The 13,816-nt window shown below is 32.8% G+C and carries 6 protein-coding genes; 5 read left to right on the top strand and 1 reads right to left on the bottom strand.

Translation table 11 applies throughout. The features are described 5' to 3' along the window. Nucleotides 1–142 precede the first annotated feature (142 nt). The 5 genes from BLT88_RS06475 (at nt 143) to BLT88_RS06455 (ending at nt 11,477) form a co-directional block, all read left to right on the top strand. Complete coding sequence (locus BLT88_RS06475) at nt 143–430, top strand: hypothetical protein (protein ID WP_368086553.1); 288 nt, start codon at nt 143–145, stop codon at nt 428–430. A gap of 414 nt (nt 431–844) precedes the next feature. Beyond that, nucleotides 845–3,982, top strand: coding sequence for a glycosyl hydrolase (locus BLT88_RS06470; RefSeq protein ID WP_091953765.1), 3,138 nt, complete (start codon nt 845–847; stop codon nt 3,980–3,982). 116 nt (nt 3,983–4,098) lie between these two features. Then, entirely contained in the window at nt 4,099–7,245 is a 3,147-nt protein-coding gene (locus BLT88_RS06465) for a glycosyl hydrolase (RefSeq protein ID WP_091953764.1), read from the top strand. 740 nt (nt 7,246–7,985) lie between these two features. Beyond that, nucleotides 7,986–10,253 (top strand): LruC domain-containing protein, encoded by a 2,268-nt coding sequence (locus BLT88_RS06460; RefSeq protein WP_157691153.1) that lies wholly within the window; start codon nt 7,986–7,988, stop codon nt 10,251–10,253. A 459-nt stretch (nt 10,254–10,712) separates the two neighbouring features. Beyond that, nucleotides 10,713–11,477, top strand: coding sequence for a CDP-alcohol phosphatidyltransferase family protein (locus BLT88_RS06455; RefSeq protein ID WP_091953761.1), 765 nt, complete (start codon nt 10,713–10,715; stop codon nt 11,475–11,477). 183 nt (nt 11,478–11,660) lie between these two features. Here BLT88_RS06455 and recG read toward each other — a convergent pair whose 3' ends face one another. Next, nucleotides 11,661–13,757, bottom strand: a complete 2,097-nt coding sequence (recG, locus tag BLT88_RS06450) for an ATP-dependent DNA helicase RecG (RefSeq protein WP_091953759.1) — start codon at nt 13,755–13,757, stop codon at nt 11,661–11,663. Between the last annotated feature and the right edge of the window lie 59 nt (nt 13,758–13,816).

Here is a 13,816-nt window from a genome sequence, read left to right as displayed (position 1 = left end):
CGTCTATTGCTTCTTTTAAGTCTACTGAGAAAATCTTACGTTTTTTTTGGTTTGTTCTTTTCATTAAATTAGAATTTTAAACCTGAGACCAGCCATTTACAAATACAATGGTGAAAATATAAGACCGATAAAAAAATTGAATATGATGAAAAACATAAGATTGATCCTTATTTTGCTGATTTCATTTTCTTTATTGCTAATACCATTAATAGCAATGCAATTTACCGACGAAGTTAACTGGACAATAATGGATTTTATAATCGCAGGGAGCCTTTTATTGACAGCGGGATTAATATCTGAATTTGTAATGAGAAAAATAAAGAACATTAATTTCAAAATGGGACTCATAGCTGCTATTTTTATTATCTTAATACTAATTTGGATTGAGCTAGCTGTTGGCATATTTGAAACTCCTTTTGCTGGCGATTAAATAAAAAACATAAATACCTAATTACAATTGCTTTAAAAGCACTTATGTAAAGTTTTATTTTAAATATCATGAAACTTCTTTTCAACTTCAAATCTTAAAGTGTTTCAATAAAATAGACCTTAAGGGAATTGGGAAATTGAACATTAATTTAAAATAGTGTCGCCAAATTAGATAATAGAGTACATAATATTTAGATTGAACTAGACAGAAACAATACGCTAGCTAACACTTCATGAAATTTATAATTAAACTAGTAAAATGAAGCATTCAACAAACAACTTAACAGTCTTACCAACCTTATAAATAAAAGTTGTAAAACATTATTACTCTTTCGGATTAAAGGCTAGATAATTTTTATTAAGTTTGAAAGGGCTTTTGTTTAAATCAAAACTGACTTCACCTAAAATTAAGACCATGAAAAAAATTACGCTTCCTTTTCTAATATTCTTGATAGCTTCGGCAACCTTCGCACAATCTATAGATTCTATTTTTAAATCTGTCAAATACAGAAATATTGGTCCTTTTAGAGGTGGTAGATCTGTAGCTGGATCTGGTGTAATTGGAAATCCCATGACATATTATATGGGGAATACAGGCGGAGGGCTTTGGAAAACTGAGGATGGTGGTCAGCTCTGGAAAAATATTTCAGATGGCTATTTTAAAACTAGTTCAGTTGGGGCAATAGCAGTTTCTGAAAGTAATCCAAACATAATTTATGTGGGAATGGGTGAGCATGCTCCCAGAGCCGTAATGACTTCTTATGGAGATGGTGTTTATAAATCTACTGATGCCGGTAAAACATGGAAAAATGTGGGACTAAAAGCTACTCAGCATATATCAAGAATAGTAATACACCCAAAAAACCCAAATATCCTTTTCGTAGCAGCACAAGGAGCATTATATGGCCCTAATGAAGATCGTGGTATTTTTAAATCAGTAGATGGCGGCGTCAACTGGAGTAAAGTACTTTATGTAAATAATTTAACAGGTTGTGCAGAATTATCAATGGACTATAACAATCCTTTAGTAATGTATGCTGCAATGTGGGAACATCAGCGCTTGCCTTGGAAAGTGATAAGTGGAGGTGTCGGAAGTGGTCTCTACAAAACTACGGACGGAGGAAAAACTTGGAATAAAATTCACAAAGGCTTGCCAAAAGAGAAAGGTAAAATGGCCATCGCCGTGAGCCGCTCAAATTCTGAAAAAGTGTATGCTTTAGTTGAGAGTGACTCTGACAAAGAGTTGGGTGGATTATTCGTTTCTAACAATGCAGGAGCTAAATGGTCTAAAGTTTCTTCAGATCATAGTCTAATTCAAAGGGCATGGTACTATATAGAGTTGTTTATTGACCCTAATGATGATGAAAAAATATATGTACTCAATGCCAGTGCTCAAAGGTCAATCGATGGCGGAAAAACTTGGAAAACAATAACTGGGACACATGGAGATCACCATGATCTTTGGATTAATCCAAACAACAGTAAAAATATGATAATTGCGAATGACGGTGGCGCGGCTGTATCGTATAATTATGCAAAATCATGGTCACCCCAAAACAGAATGGCAACAGCACAGTTTTATAGAGTCAATACAGACAACTTGTTTCCTTACAATCTTTATGGCGGCCAACAAGATAATTCTTCCGTAAAAATTAGCAGCCTTGCACTAGGCAGCGGTGGTATAGATGAGCATAATTGGTCTCCATCCGCCGGAGGAGAAAGTGCTTTTTTAGCTTTTGACCCTGATAATCCGAGGTACGTGTTAGGAGGCAGTTATTTGGGAACCATTGAAATCTTAGATACCAAAGCTAAAGCCAGTACTCAGATTATGGCTGCTCCCATACAGTATTTGGGCAGAGATGGGAAAGATATGAAATATAGATATAATTGGAATGCACCAATCGTCCGTTCACAGCATGAAACAGACACATACTACCATGGTGCACAACTATTATTAAAGACGAGAGATAAGGGTCTAAATTGGGAAGAAATTTCTCCTGATTTATCCAACAATGAAAAGAAAAAACAAGGAAAAGGTGGCGGACCTTATACAAACGAAGCCGTAGGAGCTGAAAATTATGGCACATTAGCGTATGTTGTTGAGTCACCTCATGAAAAAGGAGTTATTTGGGCTGCAACTGATGATGGTGTTTTACAATTAACTAAAGATGGCGGAACAACTTGGAAGATTGTGACACCAAAAAGTCTTCCCGAGACTTTAATTAATTCGATTGAAGTCTCTCCTCACGATAAGGCAACAGCTTATATTGCGACAACACGATTCAAATTTAACGACTATACCCCTTCTATTTATAAAACTACAAACTATGGTAAATCATGGACCAATATCAGTTCTGGTATTCCAACAGGAGCCTATACAAGGGTTGTTCGAGAAGACACTAAGCGAAAAGACTTACTTTTTGCTGGCACAGAATTAGGTATGTACATATCTTGGAATGGTGGAAAACAATGGAAATCATTTCAATTAAATTTACCCATTACACCAATCACAGATTTAAAAGTTAGCCATGACGACTTAAGCATTGCAACCATGGGTCGATCTTTTTGGATATTAGATGATTTGGGATTAATACGCCAGTTTAAAGGAACTAATAAAGCTTTCGCGCTACTTCAGCCAGAGAATGCTGTTATCGGAAACTGGAGAAGTCAATTAAATAGTAATTCAGATAGTTTCCGAGGTACAGATGATTCCCAAGGTGTTAATCCTGCAAATGGAATTGTATTTTACTATTATTTACCTAATGCCACAAAAGAGCAAGAATTAACTTTAGTGATTACAGATAAAGATGAAAACTTGGTGAGAACCATTAGCTCGAAACCAAATCCTAATTATATAAAATATCCGGGAGGCCCTTCACCTGAGCCTTTACTATCAAATAAAGTTGGACTTAATCGTTTTGTTTGGGATATGAGATATAATAATTTACCTGGAGCGCCCACTGCTTACATTGAAGGATCTTTTAGAGGTCATAAAGCGATGCCGAATGCATATACAGCTGCCATAAAACAAGACAATCAATCATCTAAAGTATCATTTAATATTTTACCAAACCCATTATATAATAGTACTAAAGAAGCATATCAAGAAACTCATGATTTCCAAATGAAAACTGGGGCAAATCTCACAGATATGCACATCAGAGTTCATAAATTAAAAAAAATGCAGCATAAGATCGCTATAATTTTGAAAGATTTACCCAGAGAAAAGAAATATAGCATGGTAAGATCTAAAGGTGAAAAAATACTCAAGAAGCTTATATCTTGGGATGAAGACATGGTTCAACGTAAATCGAAAGCTTATGATGATGTAGAAAATTTTCCAAATAAATTCACAGCAGAATACATCTTCCTCATCAACCAAAATGACAGTGATTTGCCAATAGTCAATCAAGGATCGAAGGACAGACGCGTGGAACTGGACCAACAATGGAAAATCCTTAAGAGCAGATCAGAAGAACTTATAAATACTATTATTCCTGCTTATAATAGTCTATTGTGGGATCATGGCATTGGAGCTCTTAACATAGAGTAAAAGTTGATAAAAATATGAAACAACTTATTACCTAGTATTAAAAATAATATCAAATTAATAGATTATAAACTTTAGTTATATAAAGACTGATACAATAATTACCCAAAATAAATCTCATGAAAATACTCAAACTGCTCCTTATTTGTCTTCTTCTTTTTCCACTAACCCTGCAATCTCAAAAAAGAAAAAAGAAAGTAAAAGAACCTGCTATAGCAATTACAGACTCCTTATTTCATGGCTTAAAATGGCGAAATATTGGACCTTTTAGAGGAGGTAGAAGCGTTACCTCTACGGGAGTCATAGGAAAACCTCATACCTATTACATGGGTGCTACTGGTGGTGGAGTTTTTAAAACTACTGATGATGGGATTACATGGAAAAATATCTCAGATGGTTTCTTTAAAACGGGCTCTGTTGGTGCTATAGCTGTTTCAGAAAGTGATCCTAATATTGTTGTTGTTGGAATGGGAGAACATGCAGCAAGAGGTGTTATGACTTCAATGGGAGATGGCGTATATAAATCTATGGATGCCGGAAAAACTTGGAAGCATTTGGGCTTAGATAAAACACGTCATATTTCTGATGTTGTAATTCACCCAACCAATTCTGATATCATTTATATTACTGCTCAAGGAGCGCAGTATGCGCCTTCAAAAGAACGAGGTATCTACAAAACTACAAATGGGGGAAAAACATGGAAAAATATCTTATCTGTAAATAACAATACTGGTGCTTCTTCTATGTCTATGGACATGACCAATCCTCGTATTTTATATGCTGCTATGTGGCAGCATCAAAGATACCCGTGGATTATGGAATCTGGTGGTGTAAATTCTGGATTGTTTAAATCTATCGATGGAGGAGATACATGGAATAAAATGAAAAAAGGATTGCCAAAAGCTTTTGGGAAATCTGGAATTTCTGTTTCTAGAGCAAACCCTGAACGTGTGTTCTCAGTGATAGAAGCAAAAGGTGAAAAAGGAGGTGTATATCGTTCTGATGATGCAGGAAAAACATGGAAACAAATAAATAGTAATCGTGTAAATATTGCACGTTCTTGGTATTATATGGAAATTTTTGCCGATCCTCAAAATGAAAATATTGTATATGTTTTAAACGCTCCTGTAATGAAATCTATAGATGGAGGTAAAAGTTTTTCTAATATTCCTGTACCGCATGGTGATAATCATCATTTGTGGATTAATCCAACAGACAACAATAACCTTATCAATTCAAATGACGGAGGTGCCAATATCTCTTTTAATGGAGGTAAGAGTTGGAGTACGCAACAAAATCAACCAACCTCTCAATTTTATCGCGTAATTACAGACAATTTGGTGCCCTATAATGTCTATGGTGGACAGCAAGATAATTCTGCTATTGGTATTGCTAGCAGAACCAATGATTCCGGAATAGATTGGAAAGATTGGTATTCTGTAGCTGGTGGAGAAAGTGCGTTTATTGCTTTCGACCCTGATGCTCCTGAGTTAGTCTACGGAGGAACTTATCAAGGAAATATTAGCACTTGGTCAAGAAAATCAAGAGAACAAAAATCAATTAAAGAATATCCAGAATTAGGCTTAAGTATTGCTCCTAAAGATTCAAAATATAGATATAATTGGAATGCTCCTATTATCACCTCCCCTCATCATAGAGCTACAGTGTATCATGCTGGAAATGTGGTTTTTAAAACAATAGATCAGGGAATTAATTGGTCAGTAATAAGTCCAGATTTAACTAAAAATGAAATTACCAAACATGGCCCAGGTGGTGGCCCGTATACAAATGAAGCCGCTGGTGGCGAAAATTATAATACACTTACTGCCTTGGTAGAATCAACTCATGAAAAGGGAGTGCTCTATGCCGGTAGTGATGATGGCCTTTTACATATCACAAAAAATGGTGGCGAAAGCTGGGAGAATATTACACCAGAAGGGATTAAAGACGGTATCATAAATAGTATTGATGTTTCCCAACATGATCCAGCCACTGCTTATGTTGTAATTATGAGATACAAATCTATGGACTTAAACTCTCATATTTTTAAAACAACCGATTATGGTCAAACTTGGACAAAAATTGTGAATGGTTTAGACGATCCTAATGGATTTGCAAGGGTGGTAAGAGCAGATAAAAAACAGCCCGGATTATTATATGCGGGAACAGAAACAGGTTTGTATGTGTCTAATGATGATGGGGCTCATTGGCAACGACTAAAACTAAACTTACCAGTAGTTGCTATCAACGATTTAATTATACAAGACAACGACTTAGTGGCCGCAACATCTGGCAGAGGCTTTTGGATTTTAGATGATTTAGGAGCGTTGCAAAATAAAAGTAGCCTCAACAAACCTATTGAAATTGTGAAACCTAAGAATACCTATAGAATTTTTGGCGGCACTTCTAAAGCTGTTGGTCAAGGACAAAACCCAAGAAGTGGTGTTACGTTTGATTATTATCTAGAAAAAAACATAGATTCTTTGCTCCTAACATTAGAGGTTTTACAGAACTCTGAAGTAATAAGAACGTATACTAATAAAAAAGATTCTAATCTTAAATCATGGCCTGGCGGCCCTTCTAAACCTCAAATTTTACCTTCTAAAAAAGGATACAATCGTTTTACTTGGGATTTTAGAAGAGACCCGCTCCCTTCTATACATCAGGTTTTTATTTTTGGTGGCTTAGCTGGCTCAAATGTTGCTCCAGGAAATTATACTTTAAGAATGACATTAGGAAGCGATGTTTCTGAAACCGTGGCAACAATTCTTCCAAATCCTAGAGTTGATTCTTCTGCTGAAGATTTTATAGAGCAACAAAAAATATTAGTTACAATAGAAGCTACCATCAAAGAAATGCATGAGTCTGTAAACCAAATGCGCTCTGCTAAAACACAGCTTACCAACTATGCCAAGCTTTTAAAAGGCAAAAAGAATGCAGATTCATTGATAGAAACAGGAGAGGCTTTGACTAAGCGCATCAATAGCTGGGAAGAAAATCTAATACAAGCAAAGCAAAAAACGTTTCAAGATGTTATTAATTTTAATAACAAACTTAATGCGCAACTTATTCAACTTAAAAGTTATCTAGATCAATCTAACCCCAAAGTTACCACAGGAGCTAAAGAAAGGTTTAAAGATTTAATGCAAGACTGGCAAGTATACAAAACTGAACGAGATGCCATTATAAAAACTGAAATGAGTGCTTATAATGCACTTTATAAGTCTTTAGACATCCCTGCGCTTATAATGAGAAATGGAGAATAAAGGCTATTTTTAAATGTTTAAACATTTTTATAAATTATGGCTCATGGAAAAAATTAAATATCTAAATATAAAATGTTTCGCAGCAGTTATTAAAACTAGTATTAAAAATTATGGGGATGTTTCAAAAAATCTTGTTTTTTAAACGTTTATGTGAAATCTTTGCCTTAAAAAAATCTCAATTTGAATAAAATGGTATAATTATAAAATTTGAAACTTAAAAAAGAATATTCACTCTTAAACTAATTCAATAATAGTTATTGATTTGAATAATTCTCTAAAAAGCTTACTGATCTTTTTGTCCAAAAATTTATTACATTCCAACTTATTAAGAGTAAGTTTTTTTTAGACTTCTATAAAAACGATCTAAATTATTTAACATTTATATCAATAAGCTTATAAGCATTATTCTTTTTAAAAAAAAATATCAAAATTTAAAGCACTTTGATTACTTTAAACTTACGTAAGTTTTGCTTTTAGTAATTTTACTATTAAATTCTAGTAAACTCTCTTTCAAACCCCATTCCTACAATGTTTTTAATCCTAAACATTTAAATATAACTATTTATATTCCAGTAGTATAATACAAAAACTAGTGTCGATGAAATCAGTTAATCCATTCAAACTAGCCAATGAACGACACAAAAAGGTTGAACAGTTCAAATAAAATATTTTTTTGAAGATTCATGCATATTTTTGAAGATAATTATTATTCATACATTCTTATTTTAAAATCTATAAAAATGAAAATCAAATTTATCAAACTACTTTTTCTATTTGCATTATTTCAGAGTTGCATCTCAGAATTCCAAAAAGACATTGAAGAAATAGCGGAAGAAATCTCAGAAGAAATTTCAGAAAATGTCTCAGGTGGCATTGCTAATTTAGTAGTTCCGGATGGACATGATTTAAGGCCAATTTCATTACAAACTGCTAACATATCTTTATCTGAAAATTCTCGTGCAGATTTGGTGAAAATAAAAATATTTAAACTTGAGAATGAAGAACAAAAATTATTGTATGATGGTTCTATTGGTAGAGAAAAGTCTATTAGTAGTATTATTAAAGTGCCAAATCATACAAGTTTATTGTCTGTTAAGGCTGATTTAGCAATAGGAGTTAGAGAATGGATTTTAAATCCTAGTGAATTACAAAATTTTAAAATAGAGGATGAAATAACAGATAATTCAGACGAAAGTAAAAGCTCAACTTCTGCAAAAACAAGTAGTTCATCTTCATCCTACACTCCTCCTAGCTGGAATTGCAGCGATTACAGTGAGTTTAATGGTAATGACGATGGGAATTTTAAAATAACAAATAATTCAACGCAAGCAATCATTGTTAATAAGAATACAAGCATCTATATTTGTAGTGGAGGCTCTTGGACACCAAGTTCGTTAACTGATTGGAGTGGTAAACTTACTATCTATGTGGCTAGTGGGGGGAGTTTATCTCTTAATGGAGCATTATATTCTACCATATATAACGAGGGTACTTTTAATGGAGTAAATATAATCTTCAGAAGTGCGAGTGAATTTAACAATTGGGGTACCATGTCTAATAATGGAGATCTTGATGTCTTTTCTGATGAAATAAATATTTATGGAGGGACTTGTAATATTTCAGGATCTTTGAAGATAGAGGGACATTTTGATAATGATGGAGGAACTGTAAATGTTGGTGGAAGTGTTACCATTTCAGATAAACTGCACAACAAAGATGGATCTACACTTGACGTTGAAGGGAATTTTACTGTTAATAGTGGTGAATTTAAAAATGAGTGTAAAACGATTGTTCGTGGTAACTTTATAAATAATAAGAAAGTAGAATTTAAAAATGCTTCTTACACGGCAATCACTGGATCTTTTTTAAGTAATCCCGCTGATGAGGTGAAAATTAAAGAAGGTTCAATATTTAAATGCGCAAGTATTACATCTGGCGGAAATATAAAGGGAGATAGTAGTTATTCCATTATAGAAACTGGTTCTATAACTTTTTGGTCATCAAATAAAAAGTTTAAAGGAGAATTAGATATTTGTTCAAATAGCTATAACAGCAGTATTGGTGATAGCGATGTTATTAGTACTTGCGACACTTTTATTTCATCTAGTGCTTGTTCTCTTGGGTATAATAATGTAGTTGATAATGATAACGATGGCTCTATAGCAGGTGTAGATGTTGATGATAACAACCCTAATGTAGCTTCTTATAATTTTCCTCAAGGAGAAAATAGTTTTTATACAACGATATACGAAGATTTATACCCATGTATGGGAGATTATGATTTAAATGACTTAGTGCATAATTACAGTTATCAAGAAGGTATTAATAATGGTTCTAGTAATAATGGACAAAATACATTTATAACTGAAATTAAGTTTGACTATAAATTTCCAGCAATAGGAGCCGCTTTCAATAACAGCTTTGTTTTACGAGTGATAGATCAAGATAATAATGCCACTTTAAGTTTGGATAGTTCTGACAAATATTCTAGTAGTGAAATAGAGAGACTGCATGATAGTGAGAATAATACCACTTTATTTGTTTTTAATAATATAAAAAGTATATACACCAGCAACTCAGGTGGCCTAATTAATACGGTTAGAATAGATTACTCAGATATTCCGGTAATCTCAGGAACAGTAACGAATATAGATGGAGCTTACGACGAGTTTATGCGTAAAAATGGAGAACCAGGTCAAGAAGTTCATCCTTTATTTAACTCTTTGCATAGCAATTATTCTGCTTTAAACTCACCTTCAAAGTTTAATGATGATAGTAATTTTTTAAGATGTGATGATAGATCTTCAGATATTAATAACCTTTTTGTAAATTCTAATGGATTTCCTTGGGTGTTAAGCGATCTACCTATCGATATGCCTTGGCCAAAAGAAGGTATTTCAATTTTAGAAGCATTCCCAAATTTTGATGATTTTGTAACTTCAGATCCTAGTTTAGATTGGTATTCAGATATCAATGGGAATAGGGTTTCATCCAAAATTATTGAATAACTAATTAAAATAATTCAGTTCACAAAATACTCAATATTATGTAATTACATAGTATTGAGTGTTTTTTTTTAATTAAATGATGGAATTAAAAATAATTTCGAAAGATTTAATTAGTCAATATCTTTAAAAAAAATCTACTGAAAACAAACCTTTAAAAATAATGAAACCATTAAAATAAATTTAGATAAACTTAGTTTTACAAAAATTCAGACGGATACTGTAAATTACCTTTTGTAATAATTAGAAAATTTTATTCCTAGTTTTACAACCCGATCAAGACAAATGACTAAATATTAATGCATTGAATTCAGAATATACTTTCGAATATTGAAATAAACATTTTATTAGTAACATTATTAATTTAGTTACCGTTAAAACAAAGTTGTAAGATATAATTTAGCTGTATATTTGTGTAACTTTAAATTGGTATATTCCACAATACAGTTTTTATGATATTAAATGTCCAAATTACCAAAAGAGCATAAATTTATTGATCTTTCTGATTACGGAAGACCAATCGCTAAAGTTATCGCAAACTCTTTAAGGAATACATCTTTCACTCCTATTCATGTAACTATTAGCTTTATTATATCTGGTTTAATTGCTATTTATTGTATTATTCAAGGTCATTATTGGCTAGCTGCCTTTTTTCTCATCTTTAAGTCTATTTTAGATGCCGCAGATGGTGAATTAGCTCGCATAAAAAAAACACCCTCATATACAGGTCGTTATTTAGACTCTGTTGCAGATATTATCCTAAATGCTTTATTTTTTATTGCTATTTGGTATATTACTAGCAGTTCCGTCTGGATATGCCTTGCGGCCTTCATCGGTTTGCAGTTGCAAGGAACCCTTTACAATTACTACTATGTTATTTTAAGAAATAAGTTTGACGGTGATACTACTAGTCGTGTATTCGAGAACGAAACACCAATAGCTTTAGAAGGCGAAAAGCAAAAGCACGTAGATATTCTTTTTCGTTTATATAAACTATTTTATGGTGTTTTTGATAAAACTATTTATACTTTAGATCGTACTGCAGATAAAGGTGAAATATTCCCAAATTGGCTAATGACGGCTATTTCAACATTTGGTTTAGGGTTTCAATTATTGATTATCGCGACTATGCTCGTGGCAGGATTAAAAGTATTTATTCTACCTTTCTTCTTAATTTATACAATTATGATTTTTATTTTTATTGGTATCAGAAAATTTTTCTTTTAGACAAAAACAATAGCTTTGGTGTGTTTTTCAAGAATGTAAGGCAATACTTCAAAAGTTTTTAATTTTTTTCCAAAACTTCTGCATTTAAATGAAAAAACAGTTCATGCAACTGTATCCAAAACAATAACTACTTCTAAAGCTACTTTCTTTTAAAAACTAAACTCATTGGATAATTTTACATTTCTAACTAATATTACTCCAAATTTTAGACGTCTTAGAGAGTTCTAAATAAGCTTTTTTAATGTTTATATTTTCTGGGTTTGATAAATTAGAATCTTCTTGCAAAACATTAATTGCCGTATTTCTTGCTGCTACTAAAATTTTTGTATCCTTTACCACATCTGCAATTTTCAGATTTAAGACGCCACTTTGTTGTGTTCCCATTAAGTTTCCTGGACCACGTAATTTTAAATCTACTTCTGCTATTTTAAATCCATCTGTCGTATCCACCATTGTTTTTAAACGAGTTTTTCCTTCTGCAGATAATTTAAAGCTCGATAATAAAATACAATAGCTTTGGTCTGCTCCTCGCCCAACTCTTCCTCTTAATTGATGCAATTGCGAAAGCCCAAATCGTTCTGAACTCTCAATAACCATTACACTTGCATTCGGCACGTTTACGCCAACCTCAATGACTGTTGTTGCCACCATAATTTGAGTTTCTCCTTTCACAAAGCGCTGCATTTCGAACTCTTTATCGGCGGGTTTCATTTTTCCGTGAACAATACTTATTTGATATTTAGGAGTCGGAAATTCGCGAGAAATACTTTCATAACCATCCATTAAATCTTTATAATCCATCGTTTCAGATTCCTGAATTAAAGGATACACAACATACACTTGTCTTCCTTTTTCAATTTCATCTCTCATAAATTTAAAAACCGACAAACGATTGCTATCAAACCTATGCACCGTTTTTACTTCTTTTCTGCCCGGAGGTAATTCATCTATCACTGAAATATCTAAATCGCCATACACAGACATCGCCAAAGTTCTGGGAATTGGGGTAGCTGTCATGACTAAAATATGAGGAACAGTGGTGTTCTTTTTCCATAATTTTGATCTTTGCGCAACTCCGAATCTGTGCTGCTCATCGATAATTGCAATTCCAAGATTTTTAAATTTCACTTTGTCTTCTAACAAAGCATGCGTTCCTATCAAAATATGAAGCGTGCCATCTTCTAAATTTTTATGAATTTCTCTTCGCTTTTTAATTTTTACAGAACCAGTTAACAGATCTACTTTTAGATTCATGTCTTTTAACATCTCAGAAATTGCGTGAAAATGCTGTGTTGCTAAAATTTCTGTTGGTGCCATAATGGTTGCTTGAAAACCATTATCAATTGCTAAAAGCATTGATAATAAAGCCACGATTGTTTTCCCAGAGCCAACATCACCTTGTAAAAGGCGATTCATGTGTGCACCAGAGGCAACATCTTTTCTAATTTCTTTTAACACTCTTTTCTGAGCATTCGTTAAGTCGAACGGCAAATGATTACCGTAAAATGAATTAAAAGACTCTCCCACATTTTCAAAAACAAATCCTTTAATCTTTGTTTTATTGATGAGTTTCTTTCTTAATAATTGCAACTGAATAAAAAATAATTCTTCAAATTTTAATCTGTTTTGTGCCTTGGCTAAATTTTCTTGGCTTTTAGGGAAATGTGCATTTAACAAAGCATCACGTTTCGAAATCATTTTAAAATCATCAATAATTTCATTTGATAAAGTTTCTTCTATTTTATCATAAAATTGTTGCAGTAAATTCTGAATATATGTTCTAACTAATTTATTAGAAACACCAGAATTTGTCAATTTTTCTGTTGATGGATATACGGGTTGCATTTTAGTTTGCAACTTTTTTTTGTATTCTGTAACTAATTCTATTTCAGGATGCGGCATACTAAAACTGCCATTATAATGATTCAACTTACCATAAACCACATATGGCTCATTTATTTTAAGTGAATCTTTAATCCATTTCTGTCCCCTAAACCAAACCAACTCAATAGTTCCAGTGGCATCTTGAAAAGAGGCTACAAGACGACTTCCTCTTTTTTGAGCCACAGATTTTACATGCGTTATTTTTCCAACAATTTGAACTTCAGAAGAATTTGGTTGCAACTCATTTATCTTATAAAAAGCAGTTTTATCAATATACCTAAAAGGAAAAAAGTTTAGTAAATCATTACATGTTTTTATACCCAACTCCGTATACAAAAGCGTTGCTCTTTGTACACTAATTCCTTTTATATATGTAATTGGATAGTTTAAATTCAATTTAAAAAGATATGAATAACGAAAATACAAAATACCTTTTATTTGACGTATCTTTGCCC

Source organism: Polaribacter sp. Hel1_33_78, from assembly GCF_900106075.1.
Classification (GTDB): domain Bacteria; phylum Bacteroidota; class Bacteroidia; order Flavobacteriales; family Flavobacteriaceae; genus Polaribacter.
This window is presented reverse-complemented; position numbering and strand designations above follow the sequence as displayed.